Genomic DNA, 22,303 nt, shown 5'->3' with positions numbered 1-22,303 from the left:
CATCCGGGCTCCGCGAAATTGCCCGAGCTGCGCCAGTCGTGCGCGCGAAAAACGCACGTAAGCGACTGATATTGCTTCCCGATGTCCTGTCGATCGGGGGTGCCGGAAATCCGCTTTTCTTGATTTCAATCAATTCCTCGCGAGCATGAATATGGTTTCTGGCTGCGTGTTCTTTCAGAGAGAATCCGCATGAGCCAGCCCTCCATTTCCAAATCCATGACCATCGGTGAAAGCGGCCTGGCGGCAGTGTTCGCAGTCACGGCCTTCCTTTGCGTGGTCGCGGCAGCCAAGGCGATCGATTCGCCCTTCGCCTTCCATGCTTCGCTGAGCGCTGCGGCGAGCGTCGCAGCTGTCTTCGTCATTCTCAACCGCTACTTCGAGCGCCCTGCGGCGCTGCCGCCCGCGGAGATCAATGGCCGGCCGAACTACAATATGGGGCCGATCAAGTTCTCCGCCTTCATGTCGATGTTCTGGGGCATCGCCGGCTTCCTGGTCGGCTTGATCATCGCCTCGCAGCTTGCCTGGCCCACGCTCAATTTCGACCTGCCCTGGACGAGTTTTGGCCGCCTGCGTCCGCTGCATACCTCGGCAGTGATCTTCGCGTTCGGCGGCAATGTGCTGATCGCATCCTCCTTCTACGTCGTGCAGAAGTCGTGCCGTGTCCGGCTTGCCGGCGATCTCGCGCCCTGGTTCGTCGTGGTCGGCTACAACTTCTTCATCCTCGTGGCCGGCACCGGCTATCTGCTCGGCGTCACCCAGTCCAAGGAATATGCCGAGCCGGAATGGTATGCGGACCTCTGGCTGACCATCGTCTGGGTGACCTATCTGCTCGTCTTCCTCGTCACGGTGATCAAGCGCCGGGAACCACACATCTTCGTCGCGAACTGGTTCTATCTCGCCTTCATCGTCACGATCGCCGTCCTGCATCTCGGCAACAATCCCGCGCTGCCGGTGTCGGTATTCGGATCCAAGTCCTACGTCGCCTGGGCCGGCGTTCAGGACGCGATGTTTCAGTGGTGGTACGGCCACAACGCGGTCGGCTTCTTCCTGACCGCCGGCTTCCTCGCCATCATGTACTACTTCATCCCCAAGCGCGCGGAGCGGCCGATCTATTCCTACCGGCTCTCCATCATCCACTTCTGGTCGCTGATCTTCCTCTACATCTGGGCCGGCCCGCACCACCTGCACTACACGGCGCTGCCGGACTGGACGCAGACGCTCGGCATGACCTTCTCGGTGATGCTGTGGATGCCCTCCTGGGGCGGCATGATCAACGGCCTGATGACGCTGTCGGGCGCCTGGGACAAGCTGCGCACCGATCCCGTGCTGCGCATGCTGGTGGTCTCCGTCGCGTTCTACGGCATGTCGACCTTCGAAGGTCCGATGATGTCGATCAAGGTCGTCAACTCGCTCAGCCACTACACCGACTGGACCATCGGCCACGTGCATTCCGGTGCGCTCGGCTGGGTCGGCTTCGTCTCCTTCGGCGCGCTGTATTGCCTCGTGCCATGGGCCTGGAACCGTAAGGGCCTCTACAGCCTCAAGCTGGTCAACTGGCACTTCTGGATCGCGACGCTCGGCATCGTCCTCTACATCTCGGCGATGTGGGTGTCCGGCATCCTCCAGGGCCTGATGTGGCGCGCCTACACCTCGCTCGGCTTCCTCGAATATTCCTTCATCGAAACCGTGGAAGCGATGCATCCCTTCTACGTCATCCGTGCGGCCGGCGGAGGGTTGTTCCTGATCGGCTCGCTGATCATGGCCTACAACCTCTGGATGACCGTGCGCGTCGGCGAGGCGGAAGTGCAGTTGCCCGTCGCTCTTCAGCCGGCGGAATGAGGAGCTCAGCAATGTCGTTCTGGTCACGCCACCAAATCTTCGAAAAGAACTCGATCGTCCTGGTCGTCGGCATCCTGCTGGTGATCTCGATCGGTGGTCTCGTCGAGATCGCGCCGCTGTTCTACCTCAAGAGCACGATCGAGGTGGTCGACGGCGTGCGGCCTTATACGCCGCTTGAGCTCGCCGGCCGCAACATCTACGTCCGCGAGGGCTGCTATCTCTGCCACTCGCAGATGATCCGTCCGCTGCGCGACGAGGTCGAGCGCTACGGTCACTTCTCGCTCGCCGCCGAGAGCATGTACGACCACCCGTTCCAGTGGGGCTCCAAGCGTACCGGTCCTGATCTTGCCCGCGTCGGCGCCAAATATTCGGACGACTGGCACGTGACCCATTTGACCAACCCGCGCGCCATCGTGCCGCAGTCGGTGATGCCGGGCTATCCCTTCCTGGCCGAGAATGAAGTCGATCCCACCACGATTGCCGATCACATGCGGACGCTCAAGGCCGTCGGCGTCCCCTACAGCGATGACCAGATCGCCAATGCGGCCAATGACCTGAAGGCGCAGGCCGATCCGGACAATGCCGGCAGCGATGCCTTCACCAAGCGCTACGCCAAGGCGGCGGTGCGCAATTTCGACGGCAAGCCGGGCGCCCCGAGCGAGATGGACGCGCTGATCGCCTACCTCCAGATGCTCGGCACGCTCGTCGACTTCAAGCTCTACAACGAGAAAGCCAATCTCCGCTGAGAAGGCATCAACGATGAAAGCAATTCTGACAGTCCACAACCTTGCGTCCGATCTCGTGACGACGATCTGGACCCCGGCCTTCGTCGCGATTTTCCTCGCGATCGTCGCCTACGCATTCTGGCCGCGCAACAAGGCCGCTTTCGACGAAGCGGCGCGATTGCCGTTGCGCGAGGAGTAAGGGATCATGACCGATCACGGTGAACTCGACAGTGTCTCCGGCAAGACCACGACCGGACACGAATGGGATGGCATCAAGGAGCTGAACACGCCGCTGCCGCGCTGGTGGCTGGTGACGTTCTATCTCACCATCGTCTGGGCGATCGGCTACTGGATCGTCTATCCGGCCTGGCCATTGATCTCGAGCAATACCACCGGTCTGCTGGGCTATTCGACGCGCGCCAGCCTCGCAGTGGAGCTCGCCAACCTCGAGGCCGCCCGCGGCGAGAAGATGGCGGCGCTGGCGGCGGCTCCGCTCGCCGACATCGAGAAGGATCCGGCGCTGCTGGCGCTCGCGCGTGCCAAGGGCAGGGTCGTGTTCGGCGACAATTGCGCGCCGTGCCACGGCAGCGGCGCCGCCGGCGCCAAGGGCTTCCCGAACCTGAATGACGACGACTGGCTGTGGGGCGGCACGCTCGAACAGATCATGCAGACCATCCAGTTTGGCGCGCGGTCCGGTCACGCCAAGACCCATGAGGGCCAGATGCTCGCTTTCGGCAAGGACGGCGTGCTGAAGCCCGACGAGATCGTCACGGTCGCCAACTACGTGCGCTCGCTCTCGGGCCTGCCGACCCGGCAGGGCTATGACGCTGCCAAGGGCGAAAAGATCTTCACTGAGAATTGCGTCGCCTGCCATGGCGACGGTGGCAAGGGCAACCAGGAGATGGGCGCGCCCAACCTGACCGACAAGATCTGGCTGTATGGCTCGGACGAGGCGACCCTGATCGAGACCATCAGCCAGGGCCGCGCCGGTGTCATGCCGGCGTGGGAGGGACGGCTTGATCCCGCCACCCTCAAGGCGATGGCGGTCTACGTTCACTCGCTCGGCGGCGGCAAGTAAGCGAAGGGGGCAGGGGAAACCCGCCCCCATTGAGCTGGATCAACTGTACGGTCGGAGTTCGATCTAGCTTCAATCGTACCCGCAAACGGATCGAGCGATGAACACGGCCGCGAACCCGAACGAGCTCACACAGGAAGACGACTACGGGCCGCTCTACGCGTCCCGCAAGAAAGTCTACCCCCAAAGCGTCTCGGGCACGTTCCGCCGGACCAAATGGGGGCTGATGGCATTCTGCCTCGGCGTCTACTATTTCCTGCCGTTCGTGCGTTGGAACCGCGGCCTGGGCGCCCCCAGCCAGGCGGTGCTGATCGATCTGCCCAACAGCCGCTTCTATTTCTTCTTCATCGAGCTGTGGCCGCAGGAGGTCTATTACTTCACCGGCCTGTTGATCGTAGCTGCGGTGGCGCTGTTCCTGATGAACTCGATCGGCGGTCGGATCTGGTGCGGATATCTCTGTCCGCAGACGGTCTGGACCGACCTGTTCTACGCCGTCGAGCGCCTGATCGAGGGCGATCGGCGCGAGCGCATGAAAAAGGACGCCGCGTCCGACCCGATGAAGCTCGAGCGCATCTCCGAGATCGTGCTCAAGCATTCGATCTGGCTCCTGATCGCCTGGTGGACTGGCGGCGCCTGGGTGCTCTACTTCAATGATGCGCCGACACTGGTGAAGGAGCTCGTCACCTTCCAGGCGCCGATGATCGCCTATGTCTGGATCTGCATTCTCACCGCGACGACCTATCTGCTCGCCGGCTACATGCGCGAGCAGGTCTGCACTTACATGTGCCCGTGGCCGCGCATCCAGGCCGCGCTCACCGACGAATGGGCGCTCAACGTCACCTACCGCTACGATCGCGGCGAGAAGCGCACGTCGGTCAAGAAGGCCGCCGAGCTGCGCGCGCTCGGCGAGCAGGTCGGCGACTGCGTCGACTGCTATCAGTGCGTCGCGGTCTGTCCGACCGGCATCGACATCCGCAATGGGCCGCAGATGGAATGCATCCAGTGCGGCTTGTGCATCGATGCCTGCGATACCGTGATGACCAAGATCGGTCGGCCAACCCGTCTGATCGCCTATGACAACGACATCAACATCCAGCGCCGCCAGCAAGGCAAGTCACCGATCTATCGCATCGTGCGGCCTCGCACCATCGTCTACAGCGCGATCATCGTGATCATCGGTGGCATCATGCTCTATGCGCTGCTGACCCGCAGCCTGCTCGACGTCAACGTGCTGCACGACCGCAACCCGATTGCCGTCAAGCTGAGCGACGGCTCGATCCGCAATGCCTACACGGTCCGGCTGCTCAACAAGCGCGGCTTCGACCGCGTCATCGCGATCGACGTCGACGGGCCCGTGAATGCCAAGGTCCATGTCGTCGGCGTCGATTCCGTCACGCCGGACCGGCCGATGGTCGTGATCGGTCGTGACCAGACCGCGGAATTGCGGCTGCTGGTGACGGCGCCGGCCGAGAGCAATCCGGAGAAATCGATCCCGGTCCATTTCCACGTCACCGATATCGGGCTCGGCGAGGTCGCCACCGCCACCGACAATTTCGTCGCGCCCTGAGAGCATCGTTTGGAGTTCGCCATGGCATCCGCCGCACCGAAGCCTCTGACCGGCACCACGGTCCTCATCATTCTGGTTGCGTTTTTCGGCGTAGTGATCGGCGTCAACGTCACCATGATGAAGCTTGCGATCGCGACGCTTCCCGGTACCGACGTCGACAGTCCCTATGCCGCCGGTCTCACCTACGAGAAGGAGATCGCGGCTGCGCGGGGGCAGGCGGAGCGGAAGTGGGAGGTCGACGCGAAGATCGAGCGCAGCGCCGATGGCGGCGCGACGGTGCGGATCGAGGCCCGTGACGCCACCGGCCGCCCGGTCACCGGCCTGAAATTCTCAGGGCGACTGGAGCGGCCGATCGACAAGCGCGCCGATCTTTCCGTCGAGCTCGCCGAGATCGGCATCGGAGTCTATGGCGGCAACGCGAAAGCCGTCGCACCGGGGCAGTGGGATCTCGTACTCGAGGGCGATGCGCGCGGTGAGCGCATGTTCATGTCGCGCAATCGCGTGATCCTGAACTGAAGGAAGTCCTCATGCAGGTCTCGCGCGACTTCTCCCATTATGTTCGTGCCGCGGGTGACGGGCTCCGGCACATGGATCTCGCCGTCGAGGGCGTGCACTGCGCCGGCTGCATGGCGAAGATCGAGCGCGGTCTCTCCGCCATTCCCGACGTGACGCTGGCGCGGGTAAATCTCACCGACCGCCGCGTCGCGCTGGAATGGAAGGAGGGCACGCTCGATCCCGCGCGCTTCATCGATCGGCTCGAGGAGCTCGGCTACAAGGCCTATCCTTACGAGACGGCAAGCGCGGAGGCGATCGAGGTCGCCGAGTCGCGCTTCCTGCTGCGCTGCCTCGGCGTTGCAGCCTTCGCCACCATGAACGTGATGATGCTGTCGATCCCGGTGTGGTCCGGCAATGTCAGCGACATGCTGCCCGAGCAGCGCGATTTCTTCCACTGGCTGTCGGCGCTGATTGCGCTCCCGGCCGCGGCCTATGCCGGCCAGCCGTTCTTCCGCTCGGCCTGGCGCGCGCTGTCGGCGAAGACCACCAACATGGACGTTCCGATCTCGATCGGGGTGACCCTCGCGCTCGGCATGTCCGTGGTCGAGACCATCCACCACGCCGAGCACGCCTATTTCGATGCCGCGATCATGCTGCTGACGTTCCTCCTGGTCGGGCGCGTCCTCGACCAGAACATGCGACGGCGGACGCGTGCGGTCGCCGGAAATCTGGCGGCGCTGAAGGCCGAGACCGCGGCAAAGTTCGTCGGCCCCGACGAGATCTCGCAAGTGCCGGTCGCCGCAATCGATCCGGGCGACATCGTGCTGCTGCGGCCCGGCGAACGCTGCGCCGTCGACGGCACCGTGATCGAGGGCCGCTCGGAGATCGATCAGAGCCTGATCACCGGCGAGACGCTCTATGTCACGGCTGACAAGGGCACGCCGGTCTACGCCGGCTCGATGAACATCTCCGGCACGTTGCGGGTTCGCGTCTCGGCGGCGTCGGAGGCGACGTTGCTTGCGGAGATCACCCGCCTGCTCGACAACGCGCTTCAAGCGCGCTCGCGCTATCGGCGGCTCGCCGATCGGGCTTCGCGTCTCTACGCGCCGGTGGTGCATGCCACCGCGCTCCTCACCGTCCTCGGCTGGGTGTTGGCTGGGGCAGGCTGGCATGATGCGATCGTCACCGGCGTCGCCGTGCTGATCATCACCTGTCCTTGCGCGCTCGGACTTGCGATCCCGACGGTGCAGACGGTGGCCTCGGGCGCGATGTTCAAATCCGGCGTGCTGCTCAACGCCGGTGACGCGATCGAGCGGTTGGCGGAGGCCGATCACATTATCTTCGACAAGACCGGCACGCTGATGCTGCCGGATCTCGACGTGGTCAATGCGGCGGCGATCCCTGCCGATATCCTGGCGCTTGCCGGGCAGCTCGCGCTGTCGAGCCATCATCCCGTCGCGGCCGCGGTGGCGCAGGCTGCCGGTGCAAAATCTCCGATCGTAGGCGCGGTCGAGGAGGCCGGGCAGGGCGTGCGCGCGAGCGTCGACGGCATCGAGATCCGCCTTGGCCGGCCGTCCTTCTGCGGTGCCGAAGAACTCGTGAAGAGCAGCGCCGATCTCGACCCGGAAGCGTCCATCGTCGCCTTCAACAGGGGGGCGGAGAAGTTCATCTTCACGGTGCGGCAGGCCCTGCGCCCGGATGCGGTCACGGTGATCTCGGCGCTGAAGGCGCGCAATGTCGGCATCGAGATCCTCTCCGGCGACCGCGAGCCAGCGGTAAGGGCAGCGGCAGATGCGCTTGGCATTCCCGAGTGGCGGGCTGGTGTCACACCGGCCGACAAGATCGCGCGGATCGAGGAGCTGAAGCGGCGCGGCACACGCGTGCTGATGGTCGGCGACGGCATGAACGATGCGCCATCGCTTGCTGCGGCCCACGTCTCGATGTCGCCGATCTCGGCCGCGCATCTCAGCCAGGCGACCGCGGACCTCGTTTTCCTCGGCAAGCCGCTGACGCCGGTCGTGACGGCCGTCGATCATGCCCGCAAGGCGTTGCACCTGATGCGGCAAAATCTCTGGCTTGCGATCGGCTACAACATCCTGGCGGTGCCGATTGCCATCAGCGGCGTCGTGACGCCGTTGATCGCGGCGGCCGCAATGAGCGGATCGTCGATCCTGGTCATGCTGAACGCGCTGCGCGCGCGCAGCGCCTCGCGGGGGAACATATCATGGAAGTCCTGATCATCCTCGTTCCTCTGGCGCTGGGGCTCGGGCTTGCCGGCCTCGTCGCCTTCCTGTGGTCGCTGAAGAGCGGGCAGTATGACGATCTCGACGGGGCGGCCTGGCGCGCCATCGCCGATGACGATCCGCCGCAAGATCCGCAGCCTGATTTGGCGCAGGTGAAGCGCTAGGCGTCGCTTCGGAGCGCAAACGTCAGCAGTGCCGCAGCAGCTAGGGCCGTTCCGACGCCGGTGACGCAGGCCATCCACCCATAGGCATCGAACAGCCGACCAAGCAGCGCGGTGCCGATGAGACCGCCACTGAAATAGCAGGCCAGATACGTTCCGCTGGCGACGCCGCGGTTCTCGGTGGCCGCCTGTCCGACGTAGCCGGTCGCGGCGGCCTGCGCGAAGAAGGTGCCGACGCCAACCAGCACCATGCCGGCGAGCACGTTGACCAGATTTGCAGTCAGTGTCAGGGGCAGACCGAGCGCGGCAACGCCGAGCGCCGCCCAGATCGTCGGTCGCGTTCCGATGCGTGCTACGGCGCGTCCGGCGAGAAGGGTGGTGAAGACCGAGGGCAGGAAGACCAGGTAGACGAGGCCGAGTTCCATCATTCCGAGCGATAGCGGGGGCAGCACCAGCACGAAGTTGACGAAGGTGAAGGTGCCGATGAAGGCGAACAGGATGCAGAAGCCGAGACCGAAGGCGGCGCGCAGCCGCGGACTGCGCCAATGTGCCGACATCGCGTCGAATGGAGACGCCGCCGGCGTCATCGTTTGCATCGGCCGGGCGCGCTGGATGGTGAAATAGACGAGCACGGCGCCCGCGAGATTAAGTGCAGCAAAGAAGTAGAAGTTCCAGGCCAGACCGAGACTGTCGGCAATTGCGGCCGCGATGAGTCGGCCGATCAGATTGCTGGCGACATTGCCCGTGATGTACGCGGCGAACGCACCGCCCGCATCCATCGCGCTGCACTGCTCGCCGAGATAGGCGAGCGTCAGCGCGAATGCGGAGGCCATGCAGAGGCCCTGGATGACGCGCAAGCCGGTGAAGATCGCGAGGTTGGGCGCCCACGCGAGCAGACTGGTGGGGAAGGCGAGCAAGGTCAGGCTCAGCAGAATGCCAAGCCGTCGATCGATGTGCGGGCTGAAGAAGCCGACAACGAGGCTGGCGATTGCCATGCCGAAGGTACTCGCATTGACGGCAAAACCCATGGCTGCCGGTGTCACGCCGTAATGCCGTGTCAATGAAGGAAGGATCGCCTGGGTGGCAAACAGGTCGACCACGGTGAGGAAAGCGGTCAGACCGATGATGATGGAGCGGAGGAGCGTGCCCGGCGAATGCCGGCTCATCTCCATTGCAAGCGGCTTCATGCGTGCGGACAGAGCGGTCATGATGCGATGCCCTAAAACGGTCGGTGTCATTCCGGGATGGTGCGTAAGGACCGGACCTCCGAGCGCAATTGCGCTTCGGGGATTCTCGAGATTCCGGGTTCGGCTCTTCAAGCCGCCCCCGGAATGACGAGGCGATGGCTGCAACAAGGCTGCTTTACATATTGTGGTCGCGCGGATCCTTGCGGACGTCGCCGACGTAGAGAATGACGGTCTCCTTGCCGAGGTTCTTCCACCAATGCGAGGTGCCGTAGACCTCCGGGCGGAGATCGCCCGCCTTGTGCACGATCGGATCGATACAGTTGGAGGCGTATTCGACGATCTCGCCCTGCTGCACGAAGATCAGGGCGGGGCGGTCGTCATGGCTGTGCCACGGCACGATGCCGCCGGGCTCGATCGTCAACTTTCGGAAGCGCAGCTCGCGCTCCCTGATGTTGGCGGGCTGCCTTTCGAGGTCGATGGAGCCAAGCGTGACGTCGGTGACGCCGACCGGCTTGTAGTCGACCATCTGGCGTGCATTCGGCTTGATCTTGTCGGCCGGACATTCGCCGGCGAACGCCGGTTGTGCCGCGACTGCGCCGATGAGAGCAGGGCCCGCCCACACTGCGCGCGACAGGATTGGATGCTTGAACATGGAACTTCTCCTCTGTTGGCCGCGGCCTCGTTGATGGCCGGCTGTGGGGTCAGCCTGGTCGAAGGGAGGTCTCCGATGAAATGCCATCTCGCTCTCGACGCGATAGCCCCGCGCTATCGATAGGCGGCGGCTATCGAACCGATTGGGGATCGGCATTTCCGCCTTCGCGCGGTCCGGCGTTCGATGTGCACTGACCCGCGTTCGCGTGACCGGCCCTTGCGGGCGGCGCCGCGACGAAACTAGTATTCGACCCATGACGCCGGAGCGGAAAATGATGTCCCTCTCACCAGCCGATGCCGAACAGCTCAGGCTCGCCTTCCAGCGTTGCCGCGACATGGATGGCACGCTCAACGAGCAGCTACGGGCCTATGCCGATGCCGGTCGCGAGATCTTTCCGGCCTATGGCACGGCGGTCGATCGCCTGGTCGCGCGGCTCGCCGAAAACGGCGGCGGCGAAAACGCACCGCGCCCGGGCGACGCAATGCCGCCGTTCATGCTGCCCGACGAGAACGGCGAGCTGATCGCGCTGCCTTCGCTGCTGGCGCGTGGCCCAGCGGCCGTCATGTTCTTCCGCGGCCATTGGTGTCCCTACTGCCGGCTGAATGTGCGCGCGGTGACCGAGGCGCATGATCGTATCAAGACGATGGGCGCCCAGATCGTCGCAATCATGCCGGAGACGCAGGAATATTCGGAGAAGTTCAGGGCCGAGTCCGGCGCGCCGTTCCCGGTGCTCACCGACCTCGACAATGGCTACGCGCTCTCGCTCAACCTGGCGATCTGGCTCGGGGTCGAGATTCAGCGGCTCCTTTCCTATCAGGACATGGCCAAGTTCCACGGCAACGACGGCTGGATCCTGCCGATCCCCGCGGTCTTCGTCGTCGGTCGCGACGGCATCGTCAAGGCGCGCTTCGTCGATCCCGACTTCCGCAAGCGCATGGAGATCGACGATCTGCTTGAGGCGTTGGAAAGCGCGAGCAGGGAGAAGTAGATTTCGACGAGTTCGATGCACGTGGGACAGGCGCATTCACGTTGAGCCCCGAAAATCGCAGCGCGGCTAAACGTACGATAATGCGGGCAGGGTCGCATTGTGCTTCAACTGATACGCGAGGACTTGCCTGCTCCCGTGGGCACGCGACCACTCCGGCGCCACCCGTTGGGTGGCGCGTCACTAATCGAGAAGTCCAAATCCACAACACTGTCCAACAAAGCTCACCTACCAAGGGAGGTAAATACCCATGGCACCAGACGAACCTGATCAGGCCACCCCGAGCGCGGAGCCAACCGCAGAGCCGACGCCCAGCCCGGCCGTCGAGGCTACGCCCGAGCAGAAGACCGCCGTCTCTTCGGAACCGCTCGAGGCCCCGGGCGAGCCCGTAGCCGAGCCGCCACCGGCCGAGGGCGAGCAGCAGGCGCCTGCGTAACCGACTGGTGGGAAAGCACAGGGCCGCAAAAAACTTGCGGCCCGCTGCGTGAGCGAGTTCAGATGCAAGATGATCACGCGCGGAGAGAGAACTTACCCGTCTCGCCGCTGCGCAGCGAGCAACGCTCTCCCACAAGGGAAGAGAGTAAGAGCGCGAGATTCATTCTCTACCCCGCAATCTCCCGCCAATCCGCGCCCCGCAGCATGCGCATGACGGCGGAGGCGACGGCGGTGCGCTGGCGGCCGGCGACGCCGTAGAGATTGACGGTGCGGCGTGCATCGAGCCCGGCCACCGACGTGCGCTTGAGGCTGTCCGGCAGCGGCGAGGTGTGCGGCACCATGGCGACGCCGATATCGGCCTCGACCAGCTCGATAAGGTCGCGCTCGCTCGAAACCTCGTGGCTGTGATCGACGTCGATGCCGTGCTCGCGCAGGCTTGCCGAGATACGCGTGGCATGCTCGCAATAGCTTCGCCTGAGCAACTGCTCGGAGCGCAGATCGTCGAATTCGATCGTGCTGCGCTCGGCGAGCGGGTGGCCCTTGCCGATCACGAGCTCGAAATTCTCGGTGAACAGCGGCCAGACATCGAGCCGCCCCCAGGCTTCGTCGATCTCGGCGGCGATGCCGAGCTCGGCCTCGCCCTTCTTGAGGAACTCGCCGACCTCGCGGCTCGAGCCGCGCAGGAAGCGGAATTCGAGCCGATTGAACTGTCGCTTGATCTGGTTGAGATGCGGGATTAGCAGGGCGAGATCGATCGAATGCGTCAGCGCGATGCGTAGCGCGCCGATCTCGCCGCTCCTGAAGGATGAGGCGAGCGAGCGCGCGCCGGCCGCGGCCTCGTAGCACTGCTTGAGCAGCGGATGCATGCGCTGGCCGAGCTCGGTCAATTGTGCCGCGGGCCGTTCGCGCCGAAACAGGTCACCGCCGAGCTCGGCTTCGAGCTGCTTGATCGCGCGGGTCAGCGATGGCTGCGTCACGTTGCACTCCTCGGCCGCGCGCGTGAAATTCAAAAGCTGCGCCACCGCGAGAAAATAGCGGACCTGGTGCATCTCCATGGATCGGCTCCCCGGCAAGATCGAGGCGAATCTAGCCGATCAGGGTGGGGAATGACATCCCGCCCGCGATAGCGCGCACGCATGGTTTCGGAAGCCAACCGGCATTTCCGTTGTGTTCGGCAATTGGTCAAAAGAGCATGGCGTAACAATCGCGCTGAGCTTGCGAATATTCGAGCGGTGCCGCGCGATGGGAGACGGACACATGCAAGATATGACGCAGCGCATCAAGTCGAGAGACCTGCCGGGTCAGGTCGTGCTCGTGCTCCAGGGCGGCGGCGCGCTCGGCTCCTACCAGGCCGGCGTCTACCAGGCGCTGCACGAGGCCGGCATCGAGCCGGACTGGATCATCGGCACCTCGATCGGTGCAATCAACGCCAGCCTCATTGCCGGTAATGCGCCGCAACATCGGTTGTCGCGGCTGAAGGAGTTCTGGAAGCGGATGGAGCAAAATCCGGTCTGGAATCTGCGCACCGCATTTCCCGGCTTCAACGAGAAGCTCGCCTATTGGTCGACTATCACCAACGGCATACCCGGCTTCTTCCGACCCAATCCGCTGGCGCATGTCGGCGACTCCTTTCCGCTGGGCGCCGATCATGCCGGCTTCTACTCGACCGCGCCGCTGGAGAAAACGCTTTCCGAGCTCGTCGATTTCAGCCTGATCAACCGCTGCACGCCGCGTCTCACGGTCGGCGCCGCACACGTCCGCACCAGCCGGATGCGCTATTTCGACAGCCGCGACGGCGACCTGACGGTGAGGCACGTCATGGCCTCGGGCGCGCTGCCGCCGGCCTTTCCGGCCGTGCGCATCGATGGCGAGCTCTATTGGGATGGCGGCATCCTCTCGAATACGCCGACGGAAGCCGTATTCGACGACAATCCGCGCAAGGACTCGCTGATCTTCGCCGTGCATCTGTGGAATCCGGTCGGTGGCGAGCCGACCACGATGGCGGAGGTGCTGAACCGTCACAAGGACGTGCAATATTCCAGCCGGATCGCAAGCCACATCGCGCGGCAGCAGCAGGCGCACCGGTTGCGCCACGTCATCAACCAGCTCGCCGCGCGGTTGCCTGAGAGCGAGCGCAGCGATCCTACGGTGCGCGCGCTGACGAGCTATGGCTGTCCGACGCGGATGCATGTGGTGCGGCTGCTCGCGCCGCAGCTCGACCGCGAGACTCACACCAAGGACATCGACTTCAGCCCGTCCGGCATCATGCGGCGCTGGGACGCAGGTTATCTCCATACGCGATCGGTGCTGGCGCGCGCGCCGTGGATCGGCGAGTTCGATCCGCTCTCGGGCGTGGTGTTGCACGATAATCCTGATATCCTGCCTGTCGCGGCGGAGTAGCGCGGCGGAGTCTCTTAGGCTCATCCGCGTGATCTTCGCAATTGGCCCCAAGCGGATGTTGCAAAGTGATTTCCGAGAAGGACCTGGAGTCTTCGCTCGATCATATCAGGAGCAAGGCGGCTGGATCGACGGCGGGCATTTTTGGGCCGGCCTCACTGACCTGGCGAATTGACCGGGAGGCCGTGATTTTTCTCGGCGCCGGCCGTGCGCTGCTGCTTCAACTGGCGCACCCGTGGGTCGCTGCCGCCATCGCCGAGCACTCCAAAACGCTCGCTGACCCGATCGGTCGCTTCCATCGAACCTTCGACGTCATGTTTACGATGGTATTCGGCTCGCTCGATCAGGCGCTGACGGCTTCCCGCAAGCTGCATCGGCGCCATGCCGCGATCGTCGGCCGCTTGCCGGATGCCATCGGGTCGTTTGAAGCGAATTCGCACTACTGCGCCAATGAAGTCGCGGCGCTGCGTTGGGTTCACGCCACGCTCGTCGAGAGCGCGGTCATGGCGCACGATCTCGTCTTGCCGCCGTTCTCGGCCGACGAGCGCGAGCGATACTGGGCCGAATGCCGGCTTTTCGCAGCGATGTTCGGACTGACCCCGGGTGACCTGCCGGCGGATTGGCAATCCTTTCTCGCCTACACTGAAGCCATGACCCACTCGGAGGTTTTGACCGTTGGCACCGCGGCGCGCGAGGTGGCCGGACAAATTCTCGGGGGCGTCGGACGACAGTGGTTGCGGCCGCCCAAATGGTACCAGGCGCTGACGGCCCGGATGCTGCCCGAGCGACTGGGCGCGGGTTTTGGGTTGGCTTGTGACGAAGCCGACGACAGGGCGGCGGACCGCGCGCTCAAGTGGATACGACGCATCTACCCCCGGCTGCCCGCCCGCCTGCGCTATGTCGGTCCGTATCAGGAAGCGCGAGCACGACTGCGCGGCATGCCTCAGCCCGGCTGGATGACGCGATGTCTCAACAGGGCCTGGATCGGACGATCTTCGATCGGATGACCCGTCGTGACAGGCGAAGCCGCCTCACGCCGACGCGATCTTGCGATACAGCGCGCTGTAACAGGCGGCGGAAATATTCCAGCTGAACGACCGCGACATGGCGGTGCGGCGCATGGAGTCGAGGCGCTCCTGGGCCATGAAGGTCGTGAAGGCCCGGCGAACGCCGCCGAGGAAGGATTCATAGGATGGCTGCGCGAACAGGAAGCCAGTCTCGCCGTCGGTGATGGTTTCCGCAAGGCCGCCGGTCTGGTGGCCGATCGGCAGCGAGCCGAAGCGCTGGGCATACATCTGGCTGAGCCCGCAGGGCTCGAAGCGCGACGGCATCAGGGTGAAATCGCTGCCGGCAAAGATGCGCCGCGCCTGCGCGTCGTTGAAGCCGATGGCGACGCCGATCGCATCTGGCCGCCTGCGATGGGCGTTGATCAGCGCCTGCTCGAGCGCCGGCTCGCCGGAGCCGGTGACGACGATCTGCCCGCCGGCATCGATGATCTCGTCGGCCGCCGACAGCACGAGGTCGATGCCCTTTTGATGCACCAGCCGGGCGACGATGCCGAACATCGGTCCGCGCGACACCGCGAGCCCGAACTGCTTGCGCACATAGTCCGCGTTGGCCCGCTTGCCAGCCCAGTCGCCGGCGCCGAATTGCTGGGCGAGCTGCGCGCAATAGCGGGGGTCCCAGCTCTCGTCGATCCCGTTCAGGATGCCGGTGAGCTCGGCTGCCTCGGCGCGGGCGCGCAACAGGCCCTCGAGGCCGCAGCCGAATTCCGGCGTCGTGATCTCGCGCGCATAGGTCGCGCTGACGGTGGTCAGGTGCGAGGCGTAGACGAGGCCGGCCTTCAGGAAGGACAATTGATCGTAGAACTCGACACCGTCGATGTGGAAGGAGCTCTCGGGTGCGCCGATCCGCCGCAGCGCGTCTTTGGGGAAGAGGCCCTGATAGGCGAGGTTGTGGATGGTCAGGATCGACGGTAGCTTCGAGCCGCGCCAGGCGAGGTAGGCCGGCACGAGCGAGGCCTGCCAATCATTGGCATGGATCAGGTCTGCTGCCCAATTCTTGTCCAGGTTGCCCGTCGCGAGCTCAGCGGCTGCCGACGCCAAGCGCGCGAAGCGGATGTCGTTGTCAGGCCAGTCGCGCCCACTTTCGTCGCCATAGGGATTGCCGGGGCGGTCGTAGAGCTGCGAGCAGAGCAGCACATAGACCGGCAGGCCGTCGCGCGTCGCGGCCCTGCCGAGTGTGCAGGCCGGCATCTCCGCGAGCGCCGGACAGCGGCCAACGATCTGAATATGCGTGAGTTGTTCGATGATGTCGCGATAACCGGGCAGCATGATCCGAATATCGGCGAAGGGGCGGAGCGCTCGCGGGAGGGCAGCAGAAACGGCGCCGAGTCCGCCGACGCGGACAAAATCGTCCATCTCTGTCGTGACGAATAAGACCCTCAAGAACAGCCGCCCTCTTCCGAGCCCGTTTGCTGCTATGCAAGATCGGGTCCAGTTGCCCTCGGGAATTCCAAGCCCGCCCCTGGAAGCTGCCGTTCGGGTAAAGACTTTCCTATCGGCCGCCGCCATCTAGGGTCGGCGCTTCAACAAGCAAGAACGCGCGGGGTTCCTCAGAGCACTCCGGGGATGCAAGTAGCAGACAAGCGTGAGGGGACGACGACAAAGGCTTTTTGCCGGCCTGCGGGGTGCTGGATTTTTCGACCACCAATGCCGGTCCCCGTTGCGCGCGGATGCTCGCCGACATGGGCGCCGAGGTCATCAAGATCGAGACCGAGGGCGGGGAGACGATGCGGACGCGCCCGCCGGTACGAGGGCGTGCCAGCGTCGGCGTATCGCACGGTCGCCGAGGTGCTGTGCGATCCGCAGCGCATCGCAAGGCGCTGTTGGATGTGGAAGACGAGGGCGGCTCCTTCCAGGTGCTCAATCTGCCGCACCGCATGTCGGAGGCCGACGCGACGCCTGGCATGACGATGGCTGCGCTGGGCGAGCACACGGACGCTTGGCTCGAGGGGGTCTCTCGCGCGAAGAGTTAATTCCGTCAGGCAAAACCTGAGCGAAGGCCGCGCTCGTGCGCTTCGGTCAAGTGAGATCTGCGTCGTGGCATCCTGCGCGCGTTCCTCTTGCCGAGCGCAGCGATTCTCGCCAATCTCGCCTGACGTCACGAGCGATCCGAAACATCGGGCGCAGTCCTCGGGAGGGAACAATGACGAACGCTGTTGCCGCGGTGCGCAGGCTCGCGCCGATTTTTCTTGTCACGGCATTCGCCATTGTTCCGCTGCTGCGGCCAGCGCACGCGCAAAAATCCGGCGGCAGCATCACGGTCGGCCAGGAGCTCGACATTCCCGGCTTCGACCCGCTCAAGGTCGGTGTCTACGACAGCTCGACCTTCACGGCTGCGGCGGCGATCTTCGACACGCTGACCACGCTCGACGACAAGGGCGAGGCCGCGCCCAAGCTGGCAGTGTCCTGGACCCATTCCGACGACTACAAGAGCTGGACCTTCAAACTGCGCCAGGGCGTGAAATTCCACGACGGCACGCCGTTCAATGCGCAGGCCTTCAAGGAAAACTTCGACCGGCAGAAGGATCCCGCCAACAAGTGCCGCTGCGCCTTCTACATCACCAACGTCAAGGAGGTGCTGGCGCCCGACGAATACACCATCGTCTACAATCTGACCGATCCTTCGGTGAATCTGCCGGCGACGATCACCATCCAGAGCCAGAACAACGTCGTGCATTCGCCGACCGCCTGGAAGACCAAGGGCGACGACTACAACCGCAATCCTGTCGGCACCGGTCCCTACATCCTGAAATCATGGACCGCGGGCGACCGCATGGTGCTGGAGAAGAACCCCGACTATTGGAACAAGGGCCATCCCTATCTCGATCGCATCATCCTGAAGCCGCTGCCGGATGCGCAGTCGCGGTTCGCCTCGCTGCAATCGGGCGAAGCCGACATCATCTGGGATGACGAGAACGACGCCGACAACATCATGAAGGCGCAGAAGGACCCCAAGTTGACCGTGCACACCTACAAGGGCTCGGGCGCGCAGGTCTACGCCTTCAACACCAAGGTCGCTCCCTTCGACGATGTCCGCGTGCGGCAGGCGCTGGTGATGGCGATCGACCGACCGAAGATGTCGCAGGCGATCAGCAATGGCCTGAGCCGGCCCGCGACCAACCCCTATGGCGACGGCTCCTGGGTCAAGTGCAAGGACGACGGTGCGCTGCCGTTCGACGTCGAGAAGGCCAAGGCGCTGCTCGAGGACTACGGCAAGCCCGTCGACTTCAAGGTGCTGGTCACGGCGACGCCGCGCGGCCGCGTGATCGGCCAGGTGCTCCAGCAGTTCTGGAAGCGGATCGGCGCCAACATGGAGATCGAGCAGGTCGACCAGGCCACGATCCCGCCGCGCGCCTTCATGCGTCAGTTCCAGGTGACACCCTGGCGCATCGTCGATCTCGCCGATCCCGATCCGCAGATGTACGCGAACTTCCGCAGCGGCAGCCCGCTCGCGCTCGCCAGCTTTGCCGATCCGGAGCTCGACCGGCTGCTCGACCATGCGCGTGTCACCGCCGATACCGACAAGCGCATCGAGGACTATTGCGCGATCAGCCGCCTGATCAACAAGGAGGCGATCTGGTTCTGGACCTTCCAGAACACCTACTACGCGCTCTCGAGCGCAAAGCTGAAAGGCTTTCCGAAAATCTATAATGGCGTGGTCGACGTTTCCGACACCTGGCTGGACTGAGCGCAGATGCTCGCCTTCGTCATTCGGCGGCTCATTCATATCCTGCCGGTGCTGGCTGCCGTCTCGCTGCTCACCTTCCTGATCGCGTCGCTTCTGCCCGGCGATCTCGCCTACGTCATCCTTGGTGACCAGGCGACGCCGGAGAAGGTCGCAGCACTTCGCCACGACATGGGGCTCGATCAGCCGCTATGGTGGCGATACCTGAGCTGGCTCGGCCACGTGCTCCAGGGCGATCTTGGCCGCTCCTTCCGCACCGGGCAGACGGTGCTCCAGGCGGTCGCCGAACGGGTGCCGGTCTCGATCGAGTTGATGCTGCTCGCCGAATTTCTGGGACTGTTGATCGGTGTACCGCTTGCCATTGTCTGCGCGGCGCGCGCCGGCGGCCCGTTCGATCGCTTCATGACCGGCGGCGCATTCGCGATGCTGTCGTTGCCGTCGTTCCTGTCGGCGATCCTCCTGATCTACCTATTCGCGGTGGAGCTGCACTGGCTGCCGGCGACCGGTTACGTGCCGTTCACTGAGGATCCGGTCGCCAATCTGCGCTTCTTCGTCCTGCCGGCGCTGACGCTGGCGCTCGCGGAATGGCCGGGCATCATGCGCGTGCTGCGCTCGGACATGATCGCCACCTTGCAGGAGGACTACATCGCGCTCGCCAAGGCCAAGGGCCTGACGCCGTCGCGCATCCTTTTCGTGCATGCGCTAAAGCCCTCGTCGCTGACGCTGGTGACCGTGACCGGCATCAATATCGGGCGGCTGATCGGCGGCACGCTGATCGTGGAATCGATCTTTGCGCTGCCGGGCCTCGGCCGGCTGTTGGTCGGCGCGATCTACACTCGGGACCTCATCATACTCCAGGGTGTGGTGCTGCTCGTCGCATCCGGCTTCGTCATCGTAAACTTCATCGTCGACATGCTCTATGCCGTCCTCGATCCCAGGATCCGCCATGGCCACGCTTGAGCTCTCGCTTCGGGAGGAGGCGGGGTCGGAGCCCAAGCGGCGCCGGCGGCGGCTCGGCCTGTTGTTCTGGCTGGCGATCGCCTGGCTTGCCCTGGTCTTTGCGCTTGCGATCCTGGCCCCGCTGCTGCCGCTGCAGAGCCCGACCGATATGGACATGCTGGAGCGCAGAGCCGCGTTCTCGGCCGAGCACTGGTTCGGCACCGATGGCCTGGGCCGTGATGAGCTTGCGCGTCTGGTCTTCGGCGCGCGCGTCTCGCTGACGGTCGGGTTGTTTGCGCCGATGATCGGCCTGAGCGTCGGCGGCGCGCTCGGCCTGCTTGCCGGTTACTTCCGCGGCCGCGTCGAGACGCTGGTGGTCGGCAGCATGGACGTCCTGCTCGCCTTTCCGCCGCTGGTCTTCGCGCTCGCAGTGACTGCCTATCTCGGCCAGTCGATTCCCAATCTCACCTTCATCCTGGGTGTGCTCGGAATCCCCGCCTTCATGCGGGTGGCGCGTGCGTCCACGCTGACGCTGGCGCGACGCGAATTCGTGATCGCGGCCGAGGCGCTCGGCGCCACGCATGCGCGCATCCTGCTGCGGGAGCTGTTGCCTAACGTCATCCTGCCGCTGCTCGCGTTCTTCCTGCTCGCAGTCGCCGTGACCATCGTGGTCGAGGGTGCGTTGTCGTTCCTGGGATTGGGCGTGCCGCCGCCGATGGCGAGCTGGGGCAGCATGATCGGGGAGGGGCGCGAGAGCCTCGACATCGCGCCACGGCTCGCCTTCCTGCCGGCGACCGCGCTGTTCCTCACCGTGCTGGCCTTCAATCTGGTTGGCGACACCTTGCGGGCACTCACCGACCCGCGTCAGGGGGCGCTGTGAGCGTGCCGCTATTGTCGATCGAGGACGTCGCGGTCGAGCTGCCGACGCCACGCGGCAATCTGCGTGCGGTGGATCATGTGGATCTTGCGCTGGAGGCGGGCCGCACGCTCGGCATCGTCGGCGAGTCCGGCTGCGGCAAGACCATGCTGTCGCGGGCCATCCTTCAGCTCCTGCCGAAGAAGGCGAAGCTCACCGGACGCGTGATGTTCGACGGCCAGGATCTGGTGCGGCTCGATGCGGAAAGCTTGCGGCGGCTGCGCGGGCGCGATCTTGCGGTCGTGTTTCAGGATCCGATGACCTCGCTCAATCCCGTGCTGACTATCGGCACGCAACTGATGGAGACGATCCAGGAGCACCTCGAGCTCGACACGCCGGCTGCGCGAAGGCGCAGCATCGAGCTGCTTGCGGCCGTCGGCATCCCGGCGCCGGAACAGCGGCTCGCGCAATATCCGCATCAATGCTCCGGTGGCATGCGCCAGCGCATCGCGATTGCCATCGCGCTGTCCTGCGAGCCAAAACTCCTGATCGCGGACGAGCCGACAACGGCGCTGGACGTGACCATCCAGGCGCAGATCCTCGATCTCCTGGCGCGCGAGCAGCACCGCCGCCACATGGCGATGATCCTGATCACCCATGATCTGGGCGTGGTCGCCGGCCGTGCTGACGAGGTTGCGGTGATGTATGCCGGCAGGGTGGTCGAACGCGCACCGACGCCTGCGCTCTTCAAGCGGATGCACATGCCCTACACCGAGGCGCTGCTGGCCGCGATCCCGAAGCTCGACACCGCGCCGCACACTCCGCTGCCGGCGATCTCCGGCCGTCCGCCAGATCCGACCCGGCCCTTGCAAGGCTGCTCCTTCGCGCCGCGCTGCCGCTATGCCGCCGGCCGCTGCCATCAGGCGAAGCCGGAACTGACAGGCGCCGAAATGCCCGAACATCTCTACGCCTGCTTCCATCCGCTCCAGATGGCCGAAGGTCTCGACGCATGATGCAGATCGCCGCCCGCGCGCAGTCCGACGAGCCGCTGCTGAGAGTGGACAATCTGGTCGTCGAATATGGCCTCGGCAACAAGATCGTGCACGCTGTCTCCGGCGTCAGCCTCGAGGTCGCGCGCGGCGAGACGCTGGGGCTGGTCGGCGAGTCCGGCTGCGGCAAGTCGACGCTGGGGCGCGCGGTGCTGCAACTGCGCCGCGCCGAGTCCGGTCGCGTGCTGTTCGACGGCGAGGACCTGACCGCCATGCAGGGCGAGCCGCTGCGCAGGATGCGGCGCCGCGTCCAGCTCATCTTCCAGGATCCGATCGCCTCACTCAATCCGCGCCGGCGCATTGGCGACATCGTCGCAGAGCCCCTGATCATCGCCGGCATCAAGGATGCGAAGCGGCGCAGGCAGCTCGTCCACGAGGTCCTGGGCGCGGTCGGCCTCGATCCCGATCTGGTGGTCGGCCGCCTGCCGCATGAATTCTCCGGCGGCCAGTGCCAGCGCATCTCGATTGCGCGCTCGCTGGTGCTCAATCCCGAATTCATCGTCTGCGACGAACCGGTCTCGGCGCTCGACGTCTCGATCCGCGCGCAGATCCTCAATCTGCTGGAGGAGATGAAGGCGCGATTCGGCCTCACGCTGCTGTTCATCGCGCACGATCTGGCGGTGGTCAAAGCCGTCAGCGACCGGGTCGCCGTGATGTATCTCGGACGCCTCTGCGAGGTCGGACCATCAGAGCAATTGTTCGCAAAGCCCGCGCATCCCTACACGGCACTGCTGCTCGAGGCCATTCCGGTCCCCGATCCCGACGTGCGGCCAGCGGAAAGTGTCGCCACGGGTGAGCCGCCATCGCCGATCGCGCCGCCGTCGGGCTGCCGCTTCCGCACCCGCTGTCCGCGCGCGGATCAGCGATGCGCAGCGGAGATGCCTGAGCTGCGCGAGGTCGCGCCGGGCCAGCTCGCGGCTTGCCATCATCCGCTGACGTGACCTAAGAC

General features: G+C 64.8%; 21 protein-coding genes and 1 pseudogene. 18 read left to right on the top strand and 4 right to left on the bottom strand.

The window, feature by feature from the left end; genetic code table 11:
• The first annotated feature begins 189 nt into the window (after positions 1-189).
• The 8 genes from ccoN to ccoS all read left to right on the top strand — a co-directional run bounded on the left by ccoN (position 190) and on the right by ccoS (position 8,108).
• Positions 190-1,839 carry a cytochrome-c oxidase, cbb3-type subunit I gene (gene ccoN / locus Q3C01_RS06270; protein ID WP_458144460.1) on the top strand — a complete coding sequence of 550 codons (1,650 nt, stop codon included), beginning with the start codon at positions 190-192 and terminating at the stop codon, positions 1,837-1,839.
• Positions 1,840-1,850: 11 nt separating this feature from the next.
• Positions 1,851-2,585, top strand: a complete 735-nt coding sequence (gene ccoO, locus Q3C01_RS06265) for a cytochrome-c oxidase, cbb3-type subunit II (RefSeq protein WP_458144459.1) — start codon at positions 1,851-1,853, stop codon at positions 2,583-2,585.
• Positions 2,586-2,598: 13 nt separating this feature from the next.
• Positions 2,599-2,763 (top strand): cbb3-type cytochrome oxidase subunit 3, encoded by a 165-nt coding sequence (locus tag Q3C01_RS06260; protein WP_283036562.1) that lies wholly within the window; start codon positions 2,599-2,601, stop codon positions 2,761-2,763.
• Positions 2,764-2,769: 6 nt separating this feature from the next.
• Positions 2,770-3,642 carry a cytochrome-c oxidase, cbb3-type subunit III gene (gene ccoP, locus Q3C01_RS06255; protein ID WP_458144458.1) on the top strand — a complete coding sequence of 291 codons (873 nt, stop codon included), beginning with the start codon at positions 2,770-2,772 and terminating at the stop codon, positions 3,640-3,642.
• A gap of 97 nt (positions 3,643-3,739) precedes the next feature.
• Positions 3,740-5,206 carry a cytochrome c oxidase accessory protein CcoG gene (gene ccoG, locus Q3C01_RS06250; protein ID WP_458144457.1) on the top strand — a complete coding sequence of 489 codons (1,467 nt, stop codon included), beginning with the start codon at positions 3,740-3,742 and terminating at the stop codon, positions 5,204-5,206.
• 21 nt (positions 5,207-5,227) lie between these two features.
• Positions 5,228-5,722, top strand: coding sequence for a FixH family protein (locus Q3C01_RS06245; protein WP_458144456.1), 495 nt, complete (start codon positions 5,228-5,230; stop codon positions 5,720-5,722).
• Between the two features lie 11 nt (positions 5,723-5,733).
• Complete coding sequence (locus Q3C01_RS06240) at positions 5,734-7,938, top strand: cation-translocating P-type ATPase (RefSeq protein ID WP_458144455.1); 2,205 nt, start codon at positions 5,734-5,736, stop codon at positions 7,936-7,938.
• Complete coding sequence (ccoS, locus tag Q3C01_RS06235) at positions 7,926-8,108, top strand: cbb3-type cytochrome oxidase assembly protein CcoS (protein WP_458144454.1); 183 nt, start codon at positions 7,926-7,928, stop codon at positions 8,106-8,108. Before Q3C01_RS06240 ends, ccoS begins: the two co-directional genes overlap by 13 nt.
• Here ccoS and Q3C01_RS06230 read toward each other — a convergent pair.
• Both Q3C01_RS06230 and Q3C01_RS06225 read right to left on the bottom strand, forming a co-directional pair.
• Positions 8,105-9,313, bottom strand: a complete 1,209-nt coding sequence (locus Q3C01_RS06230; protein WP_458144453.1) for an MFS transporter — start codon at positions 9,311-9,313, stop codon at positions 8,105-8,107. The two genes, ccoS and Q3C01_RS06230, sit on opposite strands and share 4 nt — an antisense overlap.
• Positions 9,314-9,467: 154 nt before the next feature.
• Positions 9,468-9,944 carry a cupin domain-containing protein gene (locus tag Q3C01_RS06225; protein WP_458144452.1) on the bottom strand — a complete coding sequence of 159 codons (477 nt, stop codon included), beginning with the start codon at positions 9,942-9,944 and terminating at the stop codon, positions 9,468-9,470.
• Between the two features lie 271 nt (positions 9,945-10,215).
• Here Q3C01_RS06225 and Q3C01_RS06220 point away from each other — a divergent pair, with 271 nt between their 5' ends.
• Positions 10,216-10,932, top strand: coding sequence for a peroxiredoxin-like family protein (locus Q3C01_RS06220; RefSeq protein WP_458144451.1), 717 nt, complete (start codon positions 10,216-10,218; stop codon positions 10,930-10,932).
• Between the two features lie 247 nt (positions 10,933-11,179).
• A complete protein-coding gene (locus Q3C01_RS06215; RefSeq protein WP_458144450.1) occupies positions 11,180-11,365 on the top strand; it encodes a hypothetical protein in 186 nt (61 codons plus the stop codon).
• A gap of 166 nt (positions 11,366-11,531) precedes the next feature.
• On the opposite strand, the gene Q3C01_RS06210 is transcribed toward Q3C01_RS06215, so the two are convergent.
• Complete coding sequence (locus tag Q3C01_RS06210) at positions 11,532-12,419, bottom strand: LysR family transcriptional regulator (RefSeq protein WP_458144449.1); 888 nt, start codon at positions 12,417-12,419, stop codon at positions 11,532-11,534.
• A 202-nt stretch (positions 12,420-12,621) separates the two neighbouring features.
• Between Q3C01_RS06210 and Q3C01_RS06205 the strand changes: the two genes are divergently transcribed.
• Entirely contained in the window at positions 12,622-13,764 is a 1,143-nt protein-coding gene (locus tag Q3C01_RS06205) for a patatin-like phospholipase family protein (RefSeq protein WP_458144448.1), read from the top strand.
• 65 nt (positions 13,765-13,829) lie between these two features.
• Positions 13,830-14,768, top strand: coding sequence for an oxygenase MpaB family protein (locus Q3C01_RS06200; protein WP_458144447.1), 939 nt, complete (start codon positions 13,830-13,832; stop codon positions 14,766-14,768).
• A 24-nt stretch (positions 14,769-14,792) separates the two neighbouring features.
• Here Q3C01_RS06200 and glgA read toward each other — a convergent pair whose 3' ends face one another.
• Entirely contained in the window at positions 14,793-16,208 is a 1,416-nt protein-coding gene (gene glgA, locus Q3C01_RS06195) for a glycogen synthase GlgA (protein ID WP_458144446.1), read from the bottom strand.
• 183 nt (positions 16,209-16,391) lie between these two features.
• Between glgA and Q3C01_RS06190 the strand changes: the two are divergent.
• The 6 genes and pseudogenes from Q3C01_RS06190 to Q3C01_RS06165 all read left to right on the top strand — a co-directional run.
• Positions 16,392-16,580 (top strand): annotated as a pseudogene (locus Q3C01_RS06190) (CoA transferase); the annotation flags it as partial.
• Positions 16,581-16,968: 388 nt separating this feature from the next.
• Entirely contained in the window at positions 16,969-18,513 is a 1,545-nt protein-coding gene (locus Q3C01_RS06185; RefSeq protein WP_458144445.1) for an ABC transporter substrate-binding protein, read from the top strand.
• A gap of 6 nt (positions 18,514-18,519) precedes the next feature.
• Positions 18,520-19,470, top strand: a complete 951-nt coding sequence (locus Q3C01_RS06180) for an ABC transporter permease (RefSeq protein ID WP_458144444.1) — start codon at positions 18,520-18,522, stop codon at positions 19,468-19,470.
• Positions 19,457-20,329 (top strand): ABC transporter permease, encoded by an 873-nt coding sequence (locus Q3C01_RS06175; RefSeq protein ID WP_458144443.1) that lies wholly within the window; start codon positions 19,457-19,459, stop codon positions 20,327-20,329. Before Q3C01_RS06180 ends, Q3C01_RS06175 begins: the two co-directional genes overlap by 14 nt.
• Positions 20,326-21,318, top strand: coding sequence for an ABC transporter ATP-binding protein (locus tag Q3C01_RS06170; RefSeq protein ID WP_458144442.1), 993 nt, complete (start codon positions 20,326-20,328; stop codon positions 21,316-21,318). The genes Q3C01_RS06175 and Q3C01_RS06170 overlap by 4 nt, the downstream gene beginning before the upstream one ends.
• Positions 21,315-22,295 (top strand): ABC transporter ATP-binding protein, encoded by a 981-nt coding sequence (locus Q3C01_RS06165; RefSeq protein ID WP_458144441.1) that lies wholly within the window; start codon positions 21,315-21,317, stop codon positions 22,293-22,295. Before Q3C01_RS06170 ends, Q3C01_RS06165 begins: the two co-directional genes overlap by 4 nt.
• Positions 22,296-22,303 lie beyond the last annotated feature (8 nt).

The organism is Bradyrhizobium sp. UFLA05-109 (assembly GCF_054185165.1).
Note: the sequence above shows the minus strand (reverse complement) of the source record. Positions and strands in the feature narration are given on the sequence as shown.

Bases quoted from the DNA above. Each gene is read 5' to 3' on its own strand.
- ccoN (WP_458144460.1), top strand. From the start codon at position 190: ATGAGCCAGCCCTCCATTTCCAAATCCATGACCATCGGTGAAAGCGGC.
- Q3C01_RS06260 (WP_283036562.1), top strand. From the start codon at position 2,599: ATGAAAGCAATTCTGACAGTCCACAACCTTGCGTCCGATCTCGTGACG.
- Q3C01_RS06210 (WP_458144449.1), bottom strand. From the start codon at position 12,419: ATGGAGATGCACCAGGTCCGCTATTTTCTCGCGGTGGCGCAGCTTTTG.
- Q3C01_RS06165 (WP_458144441.1), top strand. From the start codon at position 21,315: ATGATGCAGATCGCCGCCCGCGCGCAGTCCGACGAGCCGCTGCTGAGA.
- Q3C01_RS06175 (WP_458144443.1), top strand. From the start codon at position 19,457: ATGGCCACGCTTGAGCTCTCGCTTCGGGAGGAGGCGGGGTCGGAGCCC.
- Q3C01_RS06180 (WP_458144444.1), top strand. From the start codon at position 18,520: ATGCTCGCCTTCGTCATTCGGCGGCTCATTCATATCCTGCCGGTGCTG.
- Q3C01_RS06240 (WP_458144455.1), top strand. From the start codon at position 5,734: ATGCAGGTCTCGCGCGACTTCTCCCATTATGTTCGTGCCGCGGGTGAC.
- Q3C01_RS06215 (WP_458144450.1), top strand. From the start codon at position 11,180: ATGGCACCAGACGAACCTGATCAGGCCACCCCGAGCGCGGAGCCAACC.
- Q3C01_RS06230 (WP_458144453.1), bottom strand. From the start codon at position 9,313: ATGACCGCTCTGTCCGCACGCATGAAGCCGCTTGCAATGGAGATGAGC.
- ccoG (WP_458144457.1), top strand. From the start codon at position 3,740: ATGAACACGGCCGCGAACCCGAACGAGCTCACACAGGAAGACGACTAC.
- Q3C01_RS06220 (WP_458144451.1), top strand. From the start codon at position 10,216: ATGATGTCCCTCTCACCAGCCGATGCCGAACAGCTCAGGCTCGCCTTC.
- ccoO (WP_458144459.1), top strand. From the start codon at position 1,851: ATGTCGTTCTGGTCACGCCACCAAATCTTCGAAAAGAACTCGATCGTC.
- Q3C01_RS06205 (WP_458144448.1), top strand. From the start codon at position 12,622: ATGCAAGATATGACGCAGCGCATCAAGTCGAGAGACCTGCCGGGTCAG.
- Q3C01_RS06185 (WP_458144445.1), top strand. From the start codon at position 16,969: ATGACGAACGCTGTTGCCGCGGTGCGCAGGCTCGCGCCGATTTTTCTT.
- ccoP (WP_458144458.1), top strand. From the start codon at position 2,770: ATGACCGATCACGGTGAACTCGACAGTGTCTCCGGCAAGACCACGACC.
- Q3C01_RS06245 (WP_458144456.1), top strand. From the start codon at position 5,228: ATGGCATCCGCCGCACCGAAGCCTCTGACCGGCACCACGGTCCTCATC.
- Q3C01_RS06225 (WP_458144452.1), bottom strand. From the start codon at position 9,944: ATGTTCAAGCATCCAATCCTGTCGCGCGCAGTGTGGGCGGGCCCTGCT.
- ccoS (WP_458144454.1), top strand. From the start codon at position 7,926: ATGGAAGTCCTGATCATCCTCGTTCCTCTGGCGCTGGGGCTCGGGCTT.